Origin of the sequence: Psychrobacter fjordensis (genome assembly GCF_904845995.1) — a bacterium.
Lineage (GTDB): Bacteria > Pseudomonadota > Gammaproteobacteria > Pseudomonadales > Moraxellaceae > Psychrobacter > Psychrobacter fjordensis.
Window position 1 is genome coordinate 571814 of sequence record NZ_CAJGYP010000001.1, and the last position, 24985, is coordinate 596798.

Sequence of the window (24985 nt, forward strand, 5' to 3'; positions counted from 1 at the left end):
AAGCTTACTGATTTTTTTCGTAAACGGGTAACTCTCTATAGATCGCTTCTATCTAGAGTTTAATAACTATCTAGAAAATAACGAATGCCAGACATCAAAAAGCCCGCCAAGACTAATCTTGGCAGGCTTTTTTAATTATCGAGTAATAATAGAGTGTTCAATCGAACCCATTATTTATACTTTTTAATTTCACCACTTTTCACACGAGCTATGAAAGAATTAACCTCTCTTTTCACAATTGGCATCAAGAAGTATAGACCGATGATGTTAAAGATCGCCATAGCGAACAGAGCCGCATCTGAGAAGTCGATAACAAAGCTAAACTGTACGATGGTACCGATAACAACGAAAACTAAGAAGATAAGTTTGTATATCATCTCGCCGCCTTTACCTTCACCAAAGAGATAAGTCCAAGCTTTTAGACCATAGTATGACCATGAGATCATCGTTGAAAAAGCAAACAATAATACCGCGACAGCTAGGAAATACTGGAAGATAGGCGCCGTTTCCATAAAGGCAGCACGGGTTAGATCCACACCAGTAAGCGCTTGGGTTTGCAAGTTTGCGACAGTGTTCACCCCAGAGATAGTAATAACGAGCGCCGTCATAGTACAGATAACAACCGTATCAATGAAAGGCTCTAACAGCGCGACTAAACCTTCAGTAGCAGGCTCTTTGGTTTTTACCGCTGAGTGAGCAATAGCAGCTGAACCAACACCCGCCTCGTTAGAGAAAGTCGCACGTTTTAAACCTTGAATTAACGCACCAATAAAGCCACCAGCCACGCCAGCACCAGTGAAGGCACCCGTGAAAATCTCGCCAAATGCAGCGCCGATATGATTAAAGTTTGCAACCAGTACGATGACACTCATCGTGATATACAATAAAGCCATAAAGGGTACGACTTTTTCGGTAACGGTTGCAATGCGCGGCATACCGCCAATGATAACCATACCGACTAAAAACGCTAAGCCAATACCAAAGAATATACTGTAATCCGTTGGAATGCTAAAAGTAGAGCTCATGACTGCAAAGGCTTGGTTACCCTGAAACATGTTACCAGCACCAAAGGTCGCCAATATACACATAAGGGCAAAACCAACGGCTAACACCTTACCAAATCCACCCATACCACGTTCAGCCATACCGCGGCTCAAGTAATACATAGGTCCACCTGATACGGCACCAGAAGGCAGGATCGTACGGTATTTAACACCTAACGTACACTCTACAAACTTGGTCGCCATACCGAACAGACCAACCATAATCATCCAAAAGGTAGCACCAGGTCCACCAATAGCGAGTGCTGCACCGACACCAGCAATATTACCAAGACCAACCGTACCTGACAAAGCAGTGGCTAGTGCTTGAAAATGGCTAACCTCGCCTTCTTCTTTGACAGCAGGGTTTGGATCAGTATATTTGCCTCTGACAATATCTAAAGACAGGCCTATATGACGAAATTGAATAAAACCAAAATAAAAGGTAAAGACTAATGCGGCAACTAATAACCAACCTACAATTAGTGGAAAGCTTACTTCACCAAGAGGTACTGAAAAGAAAATAAGATCGACGAACCAGCCAAATATATTGGCCATAAAGCCATCGAGGCCAGCACCAAATGCTGCTAAACCTGATTGTTCTTCTGCTTGCGCAATAGTAGTACTAAGTAATAGGATCGTTGCGACTAAATATTGTTTTTTCATATAAATTCCTTTAGTGAAAATAATATTTATATAATCATTTACAGCGATACTGATACAAAGTGTAATTATTTATTATACTTTGTATCAGTATTATTACTAAATGTTCAATGTCGACTATATACTAATAATTTTATATAAACAAAAACATTTGCATATTTTTCTCAATTAAACATCAACTTAGCTCTTTAAAGCTGACAACCAGAGTCAATCAAACTCACTATATTATCGATAAATGTCGGTAGATATCCTTAGTATAAACAACAGACCTAAATATCATTAAAAGGGCGAAATGACAATATCAACACAGGTTTGCGTTACATGCTCTACTTTTCTAAAATTTTAGTCCTTTCATTTATACCGGACTTTTATCGTCTACAAACCCTTAACCATATTTCACTAGGTTATCCAGCATTGTAGAAAGCCATGCATTGTTATCTGCAATATACGTGTCCCCTAGCTCTAGGATTTCATCACCCGCTTGAACTGTGTGAGGATAGTCAGTCATGGCGTCTTGTATATAATCCTGCCCATGCATCACCATATCCACCATACTATTTTTAGTCACTTCAAAATGACATTGCCAACCAAGCACCCACGTACCTAACTCTTTATGTTTTGGCGTTTGATAGATAAAACCTTGATTGTCCCAAGCCTTTGATTTTGCAATTGCAGTCGCACCTTGAGGACACTCAAAACCATCGCCATGCCAATGAAACACTGTAAATTCGTGCTTTGGCAAATCTTTTAGTAGCTGATGCTCTAAGCCTTTTTTGGTTAATTGAATGGGCATCCAACCAACCTCTTTTATACCTGATGGAGCAACTTTTGCCCCCAAACTATCGGCTATTAACTGCGCCCCTAAGCAAACACCAACTACTGTTTTTCCTTCTTTGATACTTTGCTGAATGAAGGCCTTCTCATCCGCTAGCCATTGAAAGTCAGTTTCATCATGAATGCTCATTGGCCCGCCCATAATAACCAACCAATCAAAACTGTCTTGAGAAGGCAATGAATCATTCTCGTAGAAACGAGTGACAGCAATGCTATGACCTTGATTATCTGCCCACTGTTGAATATAGCTGAGTTCTTCAAAATTAACATGGTATAGATCATGAATACGTAGCGTCATTGAATTATCCTTTTATTAAAAAAGAAAAACCGCCTAGCAAAAGCTAAGCGGTTTTTTATTGTACAACTCTGAATCAGAGCTGGCTAAATCAGTATAGATTTGAGCTTACTGGTTTTTTTCGTAAACTGGTAATTCTGCACAGATCGCTTCTACTTTACCGCGTACTTCAGTAGCAACCGCTTCGTCACCACGGCTGTCTAGTACGTCACAAATCCAACCTGCCAACTCGCCCGCTTGTGCTTCGTTGAAGCCGCGAGTAGTAATGGCTGGTGTACCGATACGGATACCAGACGTTACGAATGGAGATTTTGGATCGTTTGGTACAGCGTTTTTGTTCACAGTGATGTGAGCTTCACCAAGCCATTTGTCCGCTTCTTTACCCGTCATTTCTTGCTTAACGAGGCTGATCAGCATTAGATGGTTTTCAGTACCGCCAGAGATGACTTCGTAGCCGCGATCTTGAACGACTTTTGCCATCGCTTTAGCATTTTTAACCACTTGCTGCTGATAAGTAGAGAAGTTGGCTTCTAATGCTTCTTTAAAGCAAACCGCTTTAGCAGCGATAACATGCATCAATGGGCCACCTTGGTTGCCCGGGAATACAGCAGAGTTTAGTTTCTTAGCAAGTACTTCATCACGAGACAAAATCATACCTGAGCGTGGGCCACGTAGGGTTTTGTGCGTGGTAGTCGTAACCACATCAGCGAAAGGTACTGGGTTTGGATAAACACCGCCAGCAACTAGGCCTGCAACATGAGCCATATCAACTAACAGATAAGCACCTACTTCGTCCGCGATGTCACGGAAACGCTGCCAATCGACTACTTGCGAGTAAGCTGAAAAACCAGCAATAATCATTTTAGGCTTGTGCTCACGTGCTAGAGCATCTACTTGGTCATAATCAATAAGACCAGTGCCATCTACTAATCCGTACTGTACGGCATTGTAGTTCAGACCTGAAAAGTTGATGTGTGCGCCATGAGTCAAGTGACCACCAGCATCTAGGCTCATGCCCAATACTGTGTCATTGGCTTCTAGCAATGCTAAAAATACCGCTGAGTTTGCTTGGCTACCAGAATGTGGCTGAACGTTCACATACTCTGCACCGAACAACTCTTTAGCACGGTCAATAGCCAATTGCTCTACAACGTCCACATGCTCACAACCACCGTAATAACGCTTACCAGGATAGCCTTCAGCGTATTTGTTGGTTAGGTCAGTACCTTGCGCTTCCATCACTGCTTGTGAGCAGTAGTTTTCAGAAGCAATAAGCTCGATGTGGTTTTCTTGACGAACGCTTTCTGCGGCCATCGCTTCAGCAAGTACTGGATCAAAACTTTGAAGAGAGATATTTTTAAACATATTTAATGTCCTAAGTAGTGACTGTCATTGAAAAAATGTCATTTAAAAGAAGCTTATAGCCTGCCCACAATAAAACAACTACTGCGTCAACGTCGCTAGAAGTACGCGTGATACCTCTGCACTTTTTTTCAGCAATCTATTGTTTTTCGGCAATCTGTTTTATGGTATGACCATTATTGTGAATGGGGTCTATTAGCAGAGATTAAAATAAGAATAAATGCAGGCGAGTGGCCCGCCATGAAGTTGTCCAATTCGGCAATAAATTTGATACACGTATGCACCGATATCATCGCTAAAGATTAAGTGTAACATGAAAATTTGTGCTGCGAACGCAAAAAAACCTCACCTTAAGATGAGGGAATTAAATGACCATATAACACAGATAAATAGCCAATAAAATAAAGGATTTACCTGCTTTGAATTCCTGGCAACAGGCCGTTTTACACGTATATAAGCATAAAATATTTTTAACCATGGCTAGATATAGTTGATTCAATTTAAAAGTAGTACAAGGCAGCCGAGTGTAGATGTATATTAAATACCTCAAGCGAGGCTAACGCAGTAATACTTTTATAGTGGAGTGACTATTATAGTGAAGTGATTATAAGAACGTCGGCAGGAACGTTTCACTGATCATTAACGTACGACCATACCAATCGTAACGGGTTTGCCGTTGCCAACCTGTGGCCGTTTGCTCAATAAATCGCTGATTAGGTAGTGTTCGGCTGCGCTTGAATAGCACATAACCGATGGGTGTGCCTTTGAGCTGTTGTAGACGGCGTGCGCGGCCTTTTAGACTGGATAGCGGAAAGATACTTTGTGCTTGTACCCATGGTAATTCATCATCACCATAAAGCTGCACCTCACGCACCCAAGCCAACATCGGACGATTAAGCGCTGACCCTTGCAGACCCAATTGCTGCTTTTGTATCAGAGACAGCTGCCGATAACCCTCAAAACTGCGCTCTACACGCAAAGGCTGCTCTGCTTTTACTTCCAACATGGCAGTGAGAGAGCCTTTAGCATTGAGCCACGGTAGTAGCTCACTAGGAGGTGACAGGTTGCTAAAATAAGACGTTTGAGTACTGGACATAATTAACGGCTAATTGTGAAGTAGTGAATAAGAAGGGCTGATGCTAATTATTTATATCAAAATCTGGCATATTGTCCGCATTAAACGGCAAAGCCTCAAATGCCTGCTGACGATAATGCGCCATATGCTCACGGTCTTTGTGGCAAAAATCTGCAATCGCGGGTACAAAACGTGGATCATAGATGCGGTGCAGCGAGTGCGTCGTGGTTGGGATAAAACCACGAATAAGTTTATGCTCCCCTTGCGTACCTGGATCAAAATACGTCAGACCTTGCTCAATGGCAAACTCGATACCCTGATAGTAACACAGCTCAAAGTGCAAACTGTCGTACTCGCCCAGCGCCCCCCAATAGCGCCCATATAAGGTCGCATTCTCATCAACATCACCATTGTCGCTATCAGCATTATCGTACAAGAACAGACTGCTAGCAATGATTTCGCCATTATCATTTAATGCTTGGGCGAGCATCAAATGCTCAGACATGCTCTGTGCTAATGCCATAAAAAAATCTATCGTCAAATAAGGCTGTTGACCACGCACTGCATACGTCATCACATAACAATGATAAAACGCTTTCCAATCGACATCGGTAATATCCGCCCCACACTTACGCTGACAGCTTATATTTTGCTCAGCAACTTTGCGACGCTCAGCACGGATCGTTTTACGTTTTTTGGCTTTTAGCGTCATTAGAAATGCATCAAAATCTGCGAATGGCTGATTGTCTTGCAGCAAGTCTTTATTTTGCCACAAGAACTGACAGCCTTGACGCTCCAATATGGGCATCTCAATTTCGGTTGGCTCTAAGCCATTATCTTGGGCTGCTAACGCCTGTTCTATATCGATATCTGTCGGCAGCGCTGCGGTCGCGACAGAGGCAAGCTCAGGCGTGACAAACAGTCCATGCCAGCTAGATGCACCTACTTGTTGAGCAATATCATCAACACCTGCGATAGCTGTTTTTATAATATCTTCGTTTAAGGTTTCACCTGTGGCCAACCACAAGCGCTGACCTGTAATCGGTGTATAAGGAACGCTGCTGACCAATCGCGGATAATAATCAATGCCATAGCGTGCATAGGCTTCTGCCCATGCATGATCAAACACAAACTCACCGCGATGATGACCCTTTATGAATACGGGTAATACCGCAACAGGATGTAATGCATGTCCTTCTATACCGTCTATTGCATTGCCATTGCTGTCGCCGCTATCAGCATAATTGGCGACACGGTGCACCAAAATAAATATTGGCAACCAACCTGCCTGCTCACCTATCGCACCCGTGTCTGCTAGCGCTTGCCAAAAGGCAAACGACATAAAAGGCGTATCTGGTGTCTGCCAGTCTGCTTGGCTCTGCCAACTGGTATCATTAATCAGCGCGTATTCTAAACTCATACTGTTTGTCATTATTATAGTCGCTATATATTTATCGATAACCGATTGATTAGTGACCTAGCCTAGCAAATTTTTGATAGTTTGCTGTCACAATTTGCAAAATTTCATCTATATGCAATAAAAAACCACCTACTATAATAGAGGTGGCTATGTTTTATAATGATGCTTATATCCTATTCTCCATCTCAATATAAAAGCCAATGAAAAGACAGTAGTTGCATGGAAAAGATGATATCGAAGCTGATGACTGGTAGAATAAGGTTGTTATTAGCTTAATATAATTCAGATACATAGGATATGAGCGAAAACAGTATACTTAGTTCATTATACAAGATTGACATCATAGCCGATTTATAGTGGATTAACTATAATATGAAGTCAGCAGTTCACCCTTCAGGCCGTTTCAGACAGACAATCAAAGCACCGTACTGTTTTAATAAGCCTGTTTGATGAACGCTAATAGCCGTGCGTAAAAGAAAAATTTAAATGGTCTCCAACATTTCTGAGACTACAGATGATGTACTTGATCTAACCACATAATTCGTTATTGCATAGTATGATCCAACGATATTCGAATTTATGTGTACGTATTATTTTTAACGACAACTAAAGGGATACCCGATTACAATGTCAAAAATTATTTATACAAAAACTGATGAGGCGCCTGCTCTAGCAACCCTTTCATTCTTACCTATTGTCGAAGCGTTTACTAAAACGGCAGGGATTGCTGTTGAGACAACTGATATCTCTGTTGCAGCGCGAGTATTGGCTGAATTCCCAGAATATTTGACAGAAGAGCAACGCGTACCAAACAATTTGGCTGAGCTTGGTCGTCTGACACAAGATCCAAACACCAATATCATTAAACTGCCAAACATCAGTGCTTCTGTACAGCAGCTTAAAGCCTGTATCAAAGAGTTGCAAAGCAAAGGCTTTGCGCTACCTAATTTCCCAGAAGACCCACAGACTGACGAAGAAATAGAACTGCGTCGCCGTTATGGTAAAAGCTTAGGTAGCTCGGTCAACCCTGTATTACGTGAAGGTAACTCAGATCGCCGCGCCCCTAAAGCCGTCAAGAACTATGCTCGCAAGCATCCGCATTCTATGGGTGAGTGGAAACAGTGGTCAAGCACGCACGTGTCACACATGCATGGCGGTGACTTCTATGATGGCGAGCAATCTATCACTTTAGATAAAGCTCGTACCGTACGTATGGAGTTGTTACTTGATGACGGCACCAATAAAATCTTGAAACCTAAGATTGCTTTGCTTGATAAAGAAGTAATTGATTTAATGGTCATGAGCAAACAGTCATTGCTAGACTTTTATGAGCGTGAAATGGAAGATTGCCGCGAAGCCGGTATTCTGTTCTCATTACACGTAAAAGCCACTATGATGAAGGTGTCACACCCTATCGTATTTGGTCACGCGGTTCGTATCTACTACAAAGAAGCCTTTGCAAAACATGGCGCTACGTTTGACGAGCTAGGCATTAACGTCAACAACGGCATGGCTGATTTGTTCGACAAAATTGCAACTTTGCCAGCCTCAAAGCGTGAAGAGATTGAACAAGACTTGCATGCTTGCCAAGAGCATCGCCCACGTCTGGCCATGGTTGATTCTTCAAAAGGTATCACCAACTTCCATTCACCAAGCGACATTATCGTAGATGCATCAATGCCTGCCATGATTCGTAATGGCGGTAAAATGTGGGGCGCCGATGGCAAACTATATGATTGCAAAGCCGTTATGCCTGAATCTACCTTTGCCCGTATTTATCAAGAAATGATCAATTTCTGCAAATGGCATGGTAACTTTGATCCAACGACGATGGGTACTGTCCCTAACGTTGGCTTGATGGCACAAAAAGCAGAAGAGTACGGCTCACACGACAAGACTTTTGAATCGAGCAATGCTGGTATCGCACGTATTGTTGACGTAGATACTGATGAAGTACTGCTCGAAAAACGTGTTGAAAAAGGCGATATCTGGCGCATGTGTCAGGTTAAAGACGACCCTATCCAAGATTGGGTGAAACTGGCTGTTCGCCGTGCGCGCGAATCAGACACGCCTGTTATCTTCTGGTTAGACCCATATCGTCCACATGAGAATGAGCTGATCAAAAAAGTTCAGACATACTTGAAAGATCATGACACTACAGGTCTACACATTGAGATCATGTCACAAGTTCGTGCCATGCGTTATACCCTAGAGCGCGTTGCTCGTGGTCTAGATACGATCTCTGCCACTGGTAACATCTTGCGTGATTATCTAACTGACCTGTTCCCAATTCTAGAGCTAGGCACCAGTGCCAAGATGCTATCAGTCGTACCACTAATGAAAGGTGGTGGTCTGTTCGAAACAGGTGCAGGTGGTTCAGCTCCGAAACACGTTGAGCAGCTCGTAGAAGAAAACCATTTACGTTGGGATTCATTGGGTGAGTTCTTAGCCTTGACCGTATCTTTGGAGCATTTAGCCGAGAACGATAACAATGCTAAAGCCAAAATATTGGCTGACACACTAGATACAGCGACAGAAAAACTGCTGTTGAATGACAAATCACCATCACGTAAAACAGGTGAGTTAGACAACCGCGGTAGTCACTTCTATCTGGCCATGTACTGGGCTGAAGAGCTGGCAGCACAAGATCAAGATAGCGAGCTAAAAGCACAATTCATACCATTTGCGCAAAAGCTTAAAGACAGCGAAGATGCTATCGTTAAAGAGCTTAACCAAGCTCAAGGTAAGCCTGTAGACATCAAAGGCTACTACTATGCCGATGAAGAATTGGCTAAGAAAGCCATGCGTCCAAGTGCTTTGTTTAACGAAACACTTGCATCGCTGTAATTTTAAGCGATTGCACTTAGACAGTTAAGCTTAGTCGCTGTTGGGGTTTATATCCAAGAGCGATTAAGCAAGTTTAAGTCTTAGTAAATAAAACACCTCAACCGTCTTAGGACGTTGAGGTGTTTTTTATGATCTTTAACATTATATCCAAGTTATATTGGAACGATTGTATTGTAGAGCCCTTTTCTGGGTGCCGTCATACAGCCTACGCTCTGTATTCATCTCAGCAAAAAATATGAGTGGCTCTGTGAACAATAGAAAAACACTTTATAATAGACGCTTATCTTAATTAGAAAAACATATAGTATTCAAAAACACATGACAAACCTATCAAAATATAGATGAAATGGAAGCCCTTAGCTCGTACCGTCTTATTTTTGTAGCAGGACGCAGTATATCCAGAATGTGTGCTCATTTTTATTTTGAATGTTAAGGTGTATCATCATTTAGATAGTAAGTAATACTGACTCATTTATATTTAGGAAATAGCTGTTTATGTCGACCTCTAGTCTCGTACTATTCAATAAGCCTTATGGCGTGCAAAGTCAGTTCAGAGATGACAGTAATAACAACCACACCACGCTATCGGAATACTTTACGGACAAATCATTGCGGGTGGCTGGCAGACTTGATGCGACCTCAGAAGGCTTACTGATTCTGACTGATGATGGTCGAGTTAACAAAGCAATTACCCATCCACCCAAAGCCAATGTTGGTCGCAAACAAGGCAAGACGTACTTAGTACAAGTTGAAGGCATCCCTACACCTGAGCAGCTTAGTAAGCTCCAAAAAGGCGTGATTCTCAAAGATGGCAAAACCCTGCCTGCTGAGATTAAACATGTCAGTGAAGATGAGTTACCAATGCCGCTCTGGCAACGTGACCCACCGATACGTGAGCGTAAAAGTGTGCCAGATTCATGGCTGATGCTTACTATTTATGAAGGTAAAAATCGCCAAGTAAGACGCATGACTGCGCATGTGGGGCTGCCTTGCTTACGTTTGATACGCTGGTCAGTTGCAGGTTTTGAATTAAGTGATTTGGCAGTTGGTGAGTCTATACGAGTTCATTTGGATAGTGAGCTCTGTAAGCAGTTAGGGATATTCGGTTAATCTATAGTTAATTCTCTATAAAAGAGTGACAGCGTCAACCTCTGCTTGAAGTACCACATAGACATCTGCACTCGGTTGCCTTGACTCACTTTTAAACTGAATCAACTATATAGCATTTTTTGTCTATAAATTAGTTAGCTTACGACCCATTAAACATAGCGTCTCGAACGGGTAAGGTTTATCTGCTAAGCTTCGAAACATGAGTGGTTGTCTGTAATAGGTTTCATTCATTTATTATTAAATTTTTATTCTAGGAATACATTATGATTGCTTCTCATCGTTTTTTATTGTTGGCCACCAGTGTTTCTGCTGCGCTCATACTGAGTGCCTGTCAGCCGACAACAGAAAACAATGAAGCGACCACTGACGAAGAAGTCACCACGCCAGTGACTGATATAGCAGAGACTCAAGATGAAGCCGAAGCTAATGATTTGGCGGAAAATGAAGACATCATTGACGAAAGCCAAATGACTGATGTACTCAAAGACTATACAAAATCAATGACTAGAATGCATGATGAAATGATGATTGGTATGAGTTACAACGACCCTGACACTGCATTCGCTAAAAGCATGCTAGGCCACCACCGTGGCGCGATAGATATGGCAAAAATTCAGCTGAAATACGGTACTGATGAAAAAGTACGTCAGCTTGCCCAAGAGATTATTGACGCTCAACAAGTTGAAATCGATATTTTGAATAAATGGCTTGCCAGCCACCCTGATACGGCAAAACCGAAACCCAATACTGAGGCTATGCAACAGGCCTATGCTAGAAGTATGGATGTCTTGAATGGTGAGATGGTATTAGGTATTGCCGATCCCGTCCCTGACATGGCATTCACGCGCGGCATGCTACCGCATCATCTGGGAGCAGTAGAAATGGCCACTATTCAGCTGAAATATGGTACTGACGAAGAGATGCGTCAACTGGCACAAGATATCATCGACACTCAGCAACCCGAAATCAAACGGATGCAAAATTGGATTGCAGACTCTCAAACAGATGAAAGTACAGAAGATAAGCTTGATGAAGGTGAAGTAGACGCAAAAACTGAAACACCTGACTCTTAGAGACTGAGTTACTTCTGATATTTTAAGCAATCTTTGAAAAAGACCAATAGCATATAACGCAAAACCTCTGCTAAATACCATCATTTAGCAGAGGTTTTATTTTCTATGAATGCTCAAACTGAATACTTAGGCAGAGTGGCTAAAATCGATAACCTTAAATTAGTGTACTTAAACTAACGCACTAACTCTGATAACGTTCTATCGCATTAAGCCATGGTTGCCAGCCCGCATTATTTAGAGAGTGCTCGTCACTAATGCCTGACGATATATCATTTTTTGCTAAGTGCAAACTCACTTTATGCGGAAATGCTTTTTCATTCATATCATTCGTACTATTATCAACACTGGCTGACTGTTGTAATTCCATAGCCGCTTTCGGCAGTACATTGACACACATCAACTCATCACGGCGGAACAAATAACATTCAACATTATGTGCTGCATTGCTAAGCGAAGCCAACTGTTTACTATCCGCTTTAATACCGTCAATCGCCACAATGACATCATGCGCTGAAATCCCAGCTCTGGCAGCCGCACTATCACGCTGTACGCGATTAACCTTTAGTCCGGCGGGCGTTTCAGTACAACGCATACCCCACGGCACATGCTTATCAGCGGTCTCTTTTGTATTGGTACGCATGTTAGTACCATTGGCAGCCAACAGCGCTTCAATTGGTAGTTCTTCAACACCATTGACATAACGATGCTCAAAATTTTCCCAATCCTCTACTGGCATAAACTGCCCAATGACCGCACCCATATCAGCACTACTGATGCCAACACGCTTGTTATCATTTTGCTTGGCTTGAGTATAAAAGGCCTTGACCACATCAAACAGACGATAGCGACCAGCACTCTTTTGTAGCAGCGTCAAATCCAAACATAACGCAACCAGCGCCCCTTTATTATAATAGCTGATACCCGCATTACCCGTGTTTTCGTCATTGCGGTATAACTTAATCCAAGCATCAAAGCTCGACTCTGCGACACTCTGATACGCACGCCCAGCGGTTTGATAGTAGCGATTGATTTGCTCAGCCAATAGTTTTAGATAGCTTGATTTGTCAATCACACCTGACGCTTGCAACATAAAGTCATCGATATAAGACGTAAAACCCTCAAACACCCAAAGTAACGGCGTGAAAGCCTCACGGCGCAAATCAACCTCTAGCATGACATCAGGGCGTACTGTTTTGACCCACCATGAATGAAAATACTCATGGCTGCATAAACCTAAAAACCGCTGATAATCTGTGCTTGGTATCTTTGGCTCATCAATACTTGGCAAGTCACGGCGCGGGGTAATCAAGCTGGTAGAATTGATATGCTCAAGGCCACCGTAATCTTGACCACTGGCAAACGTCATAAACGTGTAATCATGGAAAGGTGCACCACCTAACCAGCCTAAATACGTCTGGCAAATCTGAGTGATATCTTGCTGCAATCTGCCCATATTGGCATTGTGCTTACCAGCAAGGTAAAAACTATGATGTAGCGTCTGATGTTCGCTATCTTGAATAATAAAATCAAACTTATCTTGTTCTGCGATTTCAAAAGGATAATCGATCAGCTCGTGATAGCTATCTGCTTGTAGCCCGTAAGCATGCTGACCATCGAGTTTCAAATGGGTAGATTTCAAACCAGATGCCAGAACGACACGCGCTTCTTCTTTATCTGCAAAAAACGTAGCCGGAATGATTAAGCTCACATTGACAGGTGCATGCTCTTGCCCCTCAACTGCTAAGGCAAGCGAGGTGAAATTACCGTATAAGCGCTGCTGATCAACATAGGCAGTACGTACCGACAGATCATAACAGTACACTTCATAGTGAACTTCTATTGTCTGCCCTGCCTCTACTTGAGGTAGCTGCCAAGTATGTTTGTCTATTTTCTGCGCACGATAAGTCTTAAGTGGTATGCCACTATCTGTTGTTTGGCTAGTTGTTTTGCTATCCGTTGCTTGACCATCTAACACCTGATAGTGCACGGCGGTGATGTTGCGGGCAAACTCACGCATCAGATAACTACCCGGTATCCATGCTGGCAACCAAAGCTGAGGAGAATTGGCCGTTGCCGTAAAGCTCAGCGATACATCGATCAAATGCTCAAAGAAACGATCAAAATCGAAACGATAACTGATATCAGCGATTACGTTGGTATTGTTCACATCATTATTGGTATTGCTATCTATGAATTGATTATTTGCAGTATTAGTAACGGAAGTCATTGTCTTTTTCATCCTTGTTTTTATCATTATGTTAGAAGCCCTTACTCAAAAACGCAACCGCCAAACCACGAATACCCAATAGCTCACTCTAAACTGCTTAAAACACCGTTTATTTTAATAAAATGTGACATTTATTGAGATTAAATGGCATTTTTTCTTGTTTTTACCTTGAAAGTTATATGTGCCATCTCAATTAAAGATGCTAACTGCTAAAGTTACTTTAATAAACTGATGATAATTGACTCATGACGTGGCTATTTGGCCTGCTAATTGGATTTTTTAGGTTTATTGCAACCGTATTTAATTTTTTACACAGATATATTTAGGATAATTTATGACTACTATCGCAAAAGATACCGCCGTCAAATTCAATTACACACTAAAAGACGACGAAGGCAACATTCTTGACCAATCACCAGAAGGTCAACCACTTGCTTATTTGCATGGCCATAGCAACATCATCCCAGGCCTAGAGCAACAGCTAGAAGGTAAATCTGCTGGCGAACAAGTCAATGCAGTTGTTGAACCTGCTGATGGCTACGGCGAGTATCAAGAGCAAGCAGTACAACACGTACCACGTGACAACTTCCAAGGCGTTGAAGACATCCAACCTGGTATGCAGTTTCAGTCAGAAGCTGGTGGCCAAGTAATGCTAGTTACCGTTACTGCTGTAAACGATGAAGAAGTAACCGTTGATGCAAACCATCCATTGGCTGGTAAGCGTTTGACGTTTGATGTTGAAATTCAAGAAGTACGTGCAGCAACTGAAGACGAACTAAACCATGGCCATGTACATGGTGCTGGTGGCGTTGAGCACTAATCTCTTTTAGAGAAGAGTAAGAAAGGATGAGGCGGTAAGTCACTAATGTGATTGTCGTTCAATCTAAAAAGGGTCAGTAGCTATCGCTACTGACCCTTTTTTTTGCTTATTTTTGTACCCACAATTTATAGGAAATACTGCTGAGACTATATTGCGTCATATAAGTTTGCAGCCAAAATCTATCAATTACTATCCTGCAGACGTAACAAAGCCGCATAACGACAAGCGTTGTGCGGCTTTTATCACTAACCATCCATGTCATCGTTATAAGATACCTAATCCCGGGGCATCTTGTAACTATTCGGGCATCCAGCCCTATCATCCCTAACCAGCAAACCACCTATCCTTGATGCGACTTGTAAGATACCAATCCCTAGTACCAATGAACCTTTTCGTTCAGCCGTGCCGTACAGTTATAATCGCAGATTGCCCCATGGTTAGTAAGAGGTATAAACGTCAATCCATGTAAGCATATGCTTACATGGATTTGAATAATACATTTTTGCCATTCACAGCACTGTTGCTTATAGCTTCTCTTGAGGACTAAGCAACGCTTTCGGTTCAGCGCTCAGCATGACATAAGCGGCTTCATTGATGAAGGTTTCGTCTTCAGGTAACTCTGGACGTTCACTAGCCTTCATGCGACTGCGTTCTTCAAATTTTGCATCCATTGCCGCTTGATAAGTATTCCAATTGGCATAAGGACGCTCACCAGTTGCGATAAGACGTTTGTTCTCAGCTTCCAACGAACGTTTTTCAATCAGTTGCATTTTGGCTCGGCGACTATTGATATCGAGCTGGATAGGTTTTTTCTCATCTTCCATATCACGAATATCATTTAGCGCTGATAAATAAACAAACTGTGGATTTTGCTCTTGGCGGATTTTAGATTGTTGATTAAGTGTTGCTAATGTATCGTTAGTAAACTTGCCTTCAGGCTTATAAGGGGCTGTTTTGATGGTATCCCACGGCAAAGCTTTTTTCTGTGCACGCTCGCCAAAGGTGGCATCGTCGTAAATATTAACCAGTTCAACATCAGGTACTACGCCTTTATTCTGCGTACTACCACCAGTAATACGGTAGAATTTACGCTGCGTTAAAGTGGCTGACCCTAGTGCCAAACTATCCAGTTGAATCTGAGCAGAGCCTTTACCTGTCGTTGTACTACCGACGACCAGACCACGACCATAATCTTGAATAGCAGCAGCAAATATCTCACTGGCTGACGCAGATGCTAAGTTGGTAATGACCGTCATGTTGCCACTATAAAGTTGCTCACCACCATCATCGTCACGGTAGACTTGAATATTGCCGCGATTGTCACGAATTTGCACCATCGGCCCGCTCTTAATAAAGAAGCCAAGCATTCTAGCGACTTCATCTAATGAGCCACCTGGGTTGTTACGTAGATCAACAACCAAACCATCAATGTTTTCTTTATTGAGCTCTTTTAATGCTTTTTCAGTATCAATACTAACGCTACGATAATCTTCACCGTTACGGCGGGCTTGATAATTCAGATAAAAGCTTGGAATCTCAAGGACACCTATACGTTTTGGTGTTTTATCGATATTAGGACGCTGCACTTCTACGACACGATGAGTAACACCTGACTCTTCTTGTTTAATAATATCACGGACGACCGTGACGTTACGGGCGCTAGCATCAGGAGTATTAGGCTGACGTACTTTGATGGTCACTGAGGTTCCGCGCTTACCACGAATCAAACTCACAATCTCACGCGTTGACCAGCCAACCACATCGGTCATGGTTTCACCGTCTTTTGCGATACCAACGATCAAATCATTTGGCTTGATTTGTCCAGATTTAGCCGCTGGACCACCATCTACTAAAGTGACAATTCGAGTATAATCTGGGTTTTTACGATCTGGACGGATAGAAACGCCGATCCCTTCTAGTTGCAAACTAGATTGAATTTGCAGCTCAGTTGCCTGAATCGGTGCATAGTAATTACTGTGTGGATCGTAAGTCAGCATTGCTGTATTTAGGACCGTTTCCATGATTTCATCGTTGGTAAGGCGTTTTGACTGCTCTTGCTGACGCGATAAACGATTTTGTAAAATCTCGCTTGGGGTACGCTGATCATTGCGAACCAGATCTTGTCCACGCGTAATATCTGGATTGCTTAAAAACACTTCTTCTTTAGCTTTTTCGTCTTCTTGACCCAGTGTGATACTCATTAAACTAAACTTTAACTGACGCGCCCAATAATCACGCTGCTCTTTCTTGGTTTTAAAATGATTGAGTTTTTCACGATCGAGCACGATGGTATCTTTGCCAGTCAAATCGATCTTTGTTTTTAGCATTTTACTTGCCATCGCAAAATACTCATTTGAACGTTTACGATAGCGCTCGAAAACATATACGCCTGCAGATAAATCACCTTGTTTGAGACGAGCACCGAAGTCATCGGCATATTTTTTCTTAAACTCGTCGACATCGGACTGCAAAAATAAAGTATGGTTTGGATCAAGGCTATCAATATACATAGATAGAATCTCGCTACCCGTTTTACTGTCGAGCGGCTGATTCAGATAATGACTGCGGTCCAGCAATGCCGCTACTTGGCGAGTGGTGACTTTTTGTTCGGGAGTTTGTACGAAGCTTTCAGTGTTGGTATCGGCGACTGCCGTTCCATAGCTCTGGGTAAGAATAATACCGGCGATGCCCACTGACGCTGCACTGAGTAACCACTGTGCTGGTTGTTTTTTCATCATATATCCCTAGTTATTTTGCGTTAATAATATTATTTGTTTTATAAAGATCAAAAGTGCTTAAATATCTCGCTACCTATAAATTTCATTTCTTTTGTACGTTTAAATATTTGTTACTGATAATGCTTGGTAGACATCTTACGATTACAGCGTCCTAATAATAGCCTCTAAATTTCGTCAAAAACTGCCAATACAATGTTCAAATAGTGTTCAAAATCAATCAATATTATCATGAGCATTATGGTTCGACTGTCTCAAACTGTATAAGCAATATTACACGCTACACCTGCACATACCAAACTTTCTATGATATTTGTTGTGCATCATTATTTGGACATGTTGGTACCGCTCTAATGGCTATCCAAAAATTGATTTGAGTCGATACCTGTGCCACATTATGCTCAATTAATAATAGCTGTCATAATAAGACCGTTCTGATTCATCACTTGCTACTTTTAACGCTAGTCATCATATAACAATATATAACACCATAAGGATTACGCAATGTACGGCGTCTTAATGATTGATATCGATAGTACCGCACTGACTGCTGAAGATGTTAGTTTACTCAAACAGGCACAAGTTGGCGGAGTAATTTTATTTGCTCGAAACGTGGCAGATGCTGCGCAAGTGCGAGCCTTGTGCGATGACATACGCTATCACAACCCTGATATATTAATCGGTGTCGACCAAGAAGGCGGTCGGGTCGCGCGTCTGCGCAATGGCTTCACCCCTTTGCCAGCGATGGGCAAGCTCGGTGAATTATTCAACCACGACCCTAGCCTTGCGCTGAGCCTTGCTTATGATTGTGGCTATCTAATGGCGACAGAAGTATTGGCCGTGGGTATTGACCTCAGTTTTGCACCAGTGCTTGATAGAGACGGCATCAGTCAAGTCATTGGCGATCGCAGTTTTCATAATGAGCCACAAGCGATCACTGCCCTAGCGACACAGTTTATGCGCGGCATGAAAACGGCAGGCATGGCAACCACAGGCAAACACTTCCCAGGACACGGTGCAGTTGCGCCTGATTCACATGTGGCCGAGGCCATCGATACACGTAGTTTTGATGAGATTATGAATAGCGATATGCAGCCTTTTGCGCAAACGCTCACATCGCTTGATGCGTTAATGCCTGCTCATGTTATCTTTTCGCAAGTCGATGATAAACCAGCAGGGTTTTCTAAAATTTGGCTAAAAGACATCATTCGTAATCAGCTTGATTTTGATGGTGTTTTGTTCTCTGATGACCTATGCATGGCAGGTGCCAAAGCAGCGGGCGATGTCAGCGCACGTGTAAAAGCGGCGATTGAGGCAGGTTGTGACATTGCACTGGTTTGTAATGATCGAGTCGCTGCACATGAAGCGGCTCAAGCAGCACAAGACCTCCCTTATCCCAACCAAAACCGCATAAAAACCATGTGTGGTGACATACCAGTATGGCAAGGGGACCTTGAATCTACTTGCCAGCAGTTTGAGTATTGGCAACAGGCCAAGCAAAATGTGACTCAGGCCTTTTTTAGTCCTCAAGCTGATGGGCAAACACCTAATAGTACCAATGAGTCAAAAGACCCTACTGACTATAAATAGCCCTTTATCATTTATAAATAACAAATTTAATAAAGTAAAAAACCGCATCTTAATCAAGGTGCGGTTTTTTATTATTAATAGTACTTCAATCGAAATGATATCGATTAATTAGCTGGATCTACTGCCGCACCCTGAGTTGCATCATCACCATCAGGCAATACATCATCGTTATCACTGTCCAGTGGGTTCAAGTCTGGGTCAAGCGCATCACTACCAATAATCATTCCATCGTTTGCACCAGTAGGTTGATCGTCAACGACAAACTCAATACGGCGGTTATGGAAACGACCTTGTTCGGTTGAGTTATCAGCGATAGGTTCTGATTCGCCCATGCCTTTTACTGTGAGCTTATTGGCATCAACACCTTTAGAAACCAAGTACTGTTTGACAGATTCAGCACGCTCAAGAGACAACTTGTTATTATATTCGTCCGATGCTTGACCATCTGTGTGACCGACAATCATCAATTTGATATCCGGTGCTTCGCTAATAATTTTTGCAGCACGGTCAAGCAACTCTTTATTGACCTCAGGAAGTGTCGCATCATCTACAGTAAAATTGATAACCTGAATACTTAGCGCGCGAGCCACATCACTTGGATCAGGATTGTCACCAAGATTTTTCATAGCATTGTTTGCAGCGAATAGACTACTCTCTATCTCATTTTTTAAGTCTAACGGTCTTTCTGCTTGTACCTTCATGGCTGGAGCAGCGGCTTTTAAGTCAGCGATTAGCTGGTCCAGTGCTAGTACATCAGACGTATTAACGGTGATAGTATCGCCTTCGATCAGCATACTCGCATTTGGTACATTTTTGAGAATAGGCAAAATGGTCGTCAGCTGAGCTGTGGCTGGCATATCAATCGCAAATTTATCATCGACATCAGCACGGCATTTATTGGCTTCATCACCAAATGCAGCCGTGAGTGCATTCATCATGTTGGTCTGCAACGTCTCATCACCCACGCTCATACGGCAAGCGTACAGTTCGCTGTTTTCATCGGTGGCAATACGTAATGAAGCAAGCTCTACATTATTGACACCCGCTACTTGCTGCGCCATCGCTGGTGTAGCAACAGGCTCAGGATTTTCTTGGCAACCACGTAGTAACGCCCAAGCCAATGCACCCAAAATAATCAAGCCAATAATTGGTAGTAGCGCTTTCAAAAAGCTGTCTTTTGGCTCGTCTTCACGTGGCAATGGTTCCGTAGTCGCTGTCTGAGCAATAGGCACTTCTTCAGTTGCAGGCTCGGCTGCCAAGCTGCTAACCGGTAAGACAGCGCTTGCCCATGTAGGGATATGGTGCTGATAGCTGTCTAGATTATCATGTAAAAATTGTGGTACAGGCGTGGTACCTGCCAAGCTTTTTATTTCATGAAAAGCAAGTGGCGCGGCCATAGCAATGAGTCCGCGAGAGGCTGTCGCATCGACATTGTGTTTGCCTGCCAGCTCACGAGCGATTTGATCACGTTGCGAGCTGTCTGTCCATACACGATCATAGAACTCTTGATCATCACGAGTAATACTCTCATTGGCAAAACGGTCATAGGTAGCATTATCCGCTAGGCGGGCAGCAAAAATAGCGTAGAACTGCTCAAGTAGATTTTTTTTAGCTGGGCTACGGTCATCTTCCAATACTGCTGGACTTACTGTTCGGGTCAAATGACTGGTAATATCCATAATATAACTCCCTATTTATTAATACCTGATTATAGGCTTAAAATACTTAAAAATATTGTTAGATAAGATTTTGATGACAGATAAAAGCTATAACGGTCGGTGTCATTATTGCTGTATTCAGTTTTTTATTATTATAAAAGTATTAAATCAGCTTTAACAATCAACACGTTGTTGTGCGAATGATACGTTAGGTAATGTCGCCACTGTCACATATAAACCTATCACACACAATATCCTATATCACACAGTACCTTAGATAAAAAAATGGTGGTACGAGAAACTCATACCACCACCCCATACTGCTTATCTATCTGAATTGTTAATCCTAAAGTAAAAACAATCAAACAACTCTTATCAAACCCGTTAGTTTCTGACTTGGGCAGGCTCAGCTATAAAAGAGGTACCCGCCAAATCATCTAATTCTGATTCTGAAATAGGGCCTGATGGGCGGTTATTCGTCGGTGCATTGTTGGGAATATTGCGAGTATTATTAACAGGCTCATTCATAGTATTATTGTTCATGCCATTATTAGGGGCTGGCTCCATACGATCGCCTGTGTTGTCATCTGCTGCTTGGAACTCTCCAGACCCGCCGTTGCTATCACCGTTACCATACTGATTATTTAAAGCAGCCTCATCGTTTGCAAACTGACCGCCCATCTCATTCATTCCTGACATACCGTTCACGTTATCATTGTTGCCATTATTGCTATTGTCAGGTAATGGCAGTGGCTCCTTGCTTTCTATTATCATCGCTGGCACCAACATACGGATATCCGTGACCAGTCGTTGCAATAAATTACTATCTGGCGCTGCTAACGTGAGGCGATCGTTCTGCAATTCCAGACGTGCAAATGGCACCGCTCTAAGCATGTTTAAAATATTAGGCAGCATCTCTGTCGGTAGATTCGCCATACTATTGGCGACGCCTGCCCGCACTGTCAACTCACAAGTGCTTGATTGCTGACCAAAACTGGTATTGAACGCTTGTTGCAATGCACTCTGTAGCGCTTCATCACCCACGACAGCGCTACAGCTAGTGAGTCCTCCGCTGTTATCCATTCCCACGATGAGCTCGACTGGCGTCAATACCTCTACAGGTGGCGTAGGCTCAGCGACGGCAGGTACTGTCGCAATTGGCTCCACAGGTGGTACATTGTTTGGCTTGATTAGTAGAGCCCAAGCAGCCAGTGCCATAGCAGCAATCGCGAGGACTAATAAAAACACCTTTACCAATAAATCATTGCGTTGATTACGGGTGCGTACTTTTGCTCGCTTGATACTACTATTTTCTGCCAGATGATGTGCTGATGGGTTGACATGAATGGCATCCAAGTTAGGACTCAGGTCATCGCTTTCTTTTTCTGTCTCAGCGCTATCCATATCAGCTGCTGCCATTGCACTGATTGCGCTTGTCTCTACATTGGGCTTATCAAGTTTACCTAAAACGTTATCAGTCTCTAATACAGGACTTACTTCCGCTATGGTTTTTGAACCTAACTCATTGTGCAAACCTGAATTGGCAGCAATAATAGGCGCTGACCATATCGGTAAGTACTGACGCAGCGCCGCCTGCTCACCCTGCAAAAATGCTGGCAAAAACTGTCCATTGGCCAATATTTTCAGCTCACGATAAGCGAGTGGTGATGAATTGATAAGTAACTCTGTTGTCATTGATTCATCAATATGATGCGTAGCGGCAAGCTCTTGGATGATAGTCTGCTGCATATCATGGTCTTGCCATAGCTGCTTAAACAATGTCGTTTCTGTGCCATTGTTGGTCGCCAGCAATTGATCGGTGCGAAGTAGTTGCGAGTAAACCTGAGGCAATGCTAGACGCGCGGCTAAAATGGCATAAAACTGCTCAAGTAGACTGACATGCGCCACGCTATCTTTGCTATCACTCTGACCTAATACAGCTGGGGTAACGGTTTTTTCTAACTGGTCGATAATACTCATAGATTATTGCCTCTTTCGGCCTTCGCTTTATACGTGTAAAAGAATTGAGTGTTGGTGTCGATCTCGGTTTTGGTTTTGTCTACTAATAACGTATTCTTAGCATATTTCTATCATTGATGAGACTGTTACCATCAGCTCTACTTACTATCAATCATCATTACTATTAGTACTAGTACTAGTTACTGTCATTATACGAAGCATTACTTATTCTGCCTGATACATTGTTATATTATTCACTATAACAGCCTGAAAATGCATTGTTTTGTCACACAATAAGTTTTCGTATCATCATAACTACTGTTAGTATGACTTCATTATTAATATTCGACATTTAATCATTAATTATTGGTCATATGTAGGTTTTTACTCAGCCGTAACGCTTAGGCTTTGAACACTGCCAGCATTTATAATACTGCCATTTATAACATTGTCATACATCAGGCGCGGCCTAAGGATTTTCCTTTGTTCAATCATACGACCCTTATCATTATAATCACCGTTATTATTAGCTTATTAGCGTGGCAAAATAAAGCGTTATTCAATCGACTTATTTTTTATCCACCAGCGGTAAATAATGGTCAATGGGATCGTTTTGTGACGCATGGTTTTATTCATGCCGATAGCATGCACCTGCTCTTCAACATGTTTACCTTGTACTTTTTTGGTCGCGCGATTGAAGGATTATATCAGTCATTCTTATTCGGTTATGGTTTTGTGGTGTTCTACGTACTGGCCATTATCATTGCGATGATTCCAAGCTACCTTAAGAATAAGAAGAATGCTAGCTACTTAAGCCTTGGTGCTTCGGGCGGTGTATCAGCAGTATTGTTCGCCTTTATTTTGCTAGCACCGTGGGAAAAAATCTATCTATTTGCAGTCATTCCTATCCCTGCAATCTTATTTGCAGTCGCTTATGTCGCTTATAGTATATATGCGGACAAACGTGGTGGCTCCAATATCAATCACATGGCACACATGTGGGGTGGTGCCTTCGGGGTCATAGCGACGATTGTGCTAGAGCCACGGGTGTTATCACACTTTATCAATGCGTTATTATCTCCTAGCTTCTAAATAGACAGCTCTTGGATTAGAGATAATAAAACAGCAATGGTACAGGGCTACTCTCAACGACCATAACTTATAACGATAGTAGCTTCTAACGATAGTAGCCTTCTGAAATCATTGTAGATAGTCGTTATCCTAGCCTTGTCAGTTGCGTATTCTTCGACTTTATATATATTAAGATTTGATAGTTAATTATGATTATAGATATTATCGGTGATATTCACGGCTATGCAGACAAATTAGTCGGCCTGCTGCTACAGTTAGGGTATGTTCATAATGGTGAGTGCTTTATACCGCCAGCAGGTCATCGATCGCTATTTATCGGTGATTTAATCGACCGTGGCTCACAGCAAGTGGCGACATTAGAGATTGTTTTTGCGATGCTAGATGCTGATGTGGCTGATGCAGTGATGGGCAACCATGAATACAATGCGCTGGCTTTTGCCACCCCTAATCCTGATAGTCCTACCCAATATCTGCGTTCGCACAATGATGTGCACACACGTCAACATGAAGCATTTTTAGCCGAATTACCATTTGGTTCAGAGAGCCATCAATATTGGCTACAGCGATTATATGAAATTCCATTATGGATTGAAACGGACTATGCTTGCTTTGTGCATGCCTGTTGGGATGTAGATAGTATGGCGGTATTAATGCCATTATTGACAGATAACAACTGCCTAACCCCATACGGCTTAATCGCCACTGCCAAAGAAGATACCACACAGTTCGAAGCCTTAGAGCGAGTATTAAAAGGCGTGGAAACACCACTGCCTGACGGGCTGGTCATGGTCGATAAAGAAGGTACTGAACGCTCACGTGTACGAGTTCGCTGGTGGCTTGATGAATTAGAGTCGCGCACACTGCATGAGATCTCGCGTGCGCCTTCATCAGCAATGGCTCAAATACCGAAAGATGCCATGGCCGAAAACATCGATTTTGCATTAAAGACGCATAAACCTGTATTTGTCGGACATTATTGGTTAACTGGTATGCCCGAACCACTGAGCCAACAAGTTGCCTGTACCGACTATTCGGCAGCAGTAGACAGTGGCTATCTTACCTGCTATCAGCTCGATACCGAGCAGCCGCTACCATTACAAGCCAGCAACTTCATACAATATCGCCATGATGAAAATATTCATATAAACCCATAATATTGGCGATATTGACGCATCTATCGTATTA

General features: G+C 42.5%; 16 protein-coding genes. 7 read left to right on the forward strand and 9 right to left on the reverse strand.

Annotated elements, in window-relative coordinates; genetic code table 11:
- Positions 1 to 170: 170 nt before the first annotated feature.
- From JMW61_RS02400 to JMW61_RS02420, 5 genes are all read right to left on the reverse strand, one after another.
- A complete protein-coding gene (locus JMW61_RS02400) occupies positions 171 to 1706 on the reverse strand; it encodes an alanine/glycine:cation symporter family protein (protein WP_201549168.1) in 1536 nt (511 codons plus the stop codon).
- A gap of 382 nt (positions 1707 to 2088) precedes the next feature.
- The gene (locus tag JMW61_RS02405; RefSeq protein WP_201549170.1) at positions 2089 to 2835 is read right to left on the reverse strand and encodes a type 1 glutamine amidotransferase; all 747 of its coding nucleotides are present in this window, start codon (positions 2833 to 2835) and stop codon (positions 2089 to 2091) included.
- 105 nt (positions 2836 to 2940) lie between these two features.
- Positions 2941 to 4197, reverse strand: coding sequence for a serine hydroxymethyltransferase (glyA, locus tag JMW61_RS02410; RefSeq protein WP_197099789.1), 1257 nt, complete (start codon positions 4195 to 4197; stop codon positions 2941 to 2943).
- A 601-nt stretch (positions 4198 to 4798) separates the two neighbouring features.
- Positions 4799 to 5290: a chorismate--pyruvate lyase family protein gene (locus JMW61_RS02415; protein WP_201549172.1), complete on the reverse strand. Its 492-nt coding sequence runs from the start codon at positions 5288 to 5290 to the stop codon at positions 4799 to 4801.
- A gap of 43 nt (positions 5291 to 5333) precedes the next feature.
- Positions 5334 to 6689: a GNAT family N-acetyltransferase gene (locus tag JMW61_RS02420; protein ID WP_201549174.1), complete on the reverse strand. Its 1356-nt coding sequence runs from the start codon at positions 6687 to 6689 to the stop codon at positions 5334 to 5336.
- Positions 6690 to 7316: 627 nt separating this feature from the next.
- Between JMW61_RS02420 and JMW61_RS02425 the strand changes: the two genes are divergently transcribed.
- The 3 genes from JMW61_RS02425 to copM all read left to right on the forward strand — a co-directional run bounded on the left by JMW61_RS02425 (position 7317) and on the right by copM (position 11719).
- On the forward strand, positions 7317 to 9536 hold the full coding sequence (locus JMW61_RS02425) for an NADP-dependent isocitrate dehydrogenase (RefSeq protein WP_201549176.1): 2220 nt from the start codon (positions 7317 to 7319) through the stop codon (positions 9534 to 9536).
- Between the two features lie 495 nt (positions 9537 to 10031).
- Positions 10032 to 10646, forward strand: coding sequence for a pseudouridine synthase (locus JMW61_RS02430; protein ID WP_201549179.1), 615 nt, complete (start codon positions 10032 to 10034; stop codon positions 10644 to 10646).
- Between the two features lie 263 nt (positions 10647 to 10909).
- Complete coding sequence (gene copM / locus JMW61_RS02435) at positions 10910 to 11719, forward strand: CopM family metallochaperone (RefSeq protein ID WP_201549181.1); 810 nt, start codon at positions 10910 to 10912, stop codon at positions 11717 to 11719.
- Positions 11720 to 11900: 181 nt separating this feature from the next.
- On the opposite strand, the gene JMW61_RS02440 is transcribed toward copM, so the two are convergent.
- Positions 11901 to 13946 carry a M61 family metallopeptidase gene (locus tag JMW61_RS02440; RefSeq protein WP_201549183.1) on the reverse strand — a complete coding sequence of 682 codons (2046 nt, stop codon included), beginning with the start codon at positions 13944 to 13946 and terminating at the stop codon, positions 11901 to 11903.
- Positions 13947 to 14280: 334 nt separating this feature from the next.
- Between JMW61_RS02440 and JMW61_RS02445 the strand changes: the two genes are divergently transcribed.
- Positions 14281 to 14766, forward strand: a complete 486-nt coding sequence (locus JMW61_RS02445) for an FKBP-type peptidyl-prolyl cis-trans isomerase (protein WP_194195977.1) — start codon at positions 14281 to 14283, stop codon at positions 14764 to 14766.
- Positions 14767 to 15290: 524 nt separating this feature from the next.
- On the opposite strand, the gene JMW61_RS02450 is transcribed toward JMW61_RS02445, so the two are convergent.
- Positions 15291 to 17501, reverse strand: coding sequence for a carboxy terminal-processing peptidase (locus tag JMW61_RS02450; RefSeq protein WP_201549185.1), 2211 nt, complete (start codon positions 17499 to 17501; stop codon positions 15291 to 15293).
- 504 nt (positions 17502 to 18005) lie between these two features.
- On the opposite strand from JMW61_RS02450, the gene nagZ reads away from it, so the two are divergent.
- Positions 18006 to 19091, forward strand: a complete 1086-nt coding sequence (nagZ, locus tag JMW61_RS02455) for a beta-N-acetylhexosaminidase (protein ID WP_201549187.1) — start codon at positions 18006 to 18008, stop codon at positions 19089 to 19091.
- 104 nt (positions 19092 to 19195) lie between these two features.
- On the opposite strand, the gene JMW61_RS02460 is transcribed toward nagZ, so the two are convergent.
- The gene (locus tag JMW61_RS02460) at positions 19196 to 20770 is read right to left on the reverse strand and encodes an OmpA family protein (RefSeq protein WP_201549189.1); all 1575 of its coding nucleotides are present in this window, start codon (positions 20768 to 20770) and stop codon (positions 19196 to 19198) included.
- Between the two features lie 363 nt (positions 20771 to 21133).
- Positions 21134 to 22729, reverse strand: coding sequence for a hypothetical protein (locus tag JMW61_RS02465; RefSeq protein ID WP_201549191.1), 1596 nt, complete (start codon positions 22727 to 22729; stop codon positions 21134 to 21136).
- Between the two features lie 462 nt (positions 22730 to 23191).
- Between JMW61_RS02465 and JMW61_RS02470 the strand changes: the two genes are divergently transcribed.
- Together JMW61_RS02470 and JMW61_RS02475 are read left to right on the forward strand one after the other, a co-directional pair.
- Complete coding sequence (locus JMW61_RS02470) at positions 23192 to 23800, forward strand: rhomboid family intramembrane serine protease (protein WP_110921813.1); 609 nt, start codon at positions 23192 to 23194, stop codon at positions 23798 to 23800.
- A 188-nt stretch (positions 23801 to 23988) separates the two neighbouring features.
- Complete coding sequence (locus JMW61_RS02475) at positions 23989 to 24954, forward strand: metallophosphoesterase (RefSeq protein WP_201549193.1); 966 nt, start codon at positions 23989 to 23991, stop codon at positions 24952 to 24954.
- Positions 24955 to 24985: the final 31 nt, after the last annotated feature.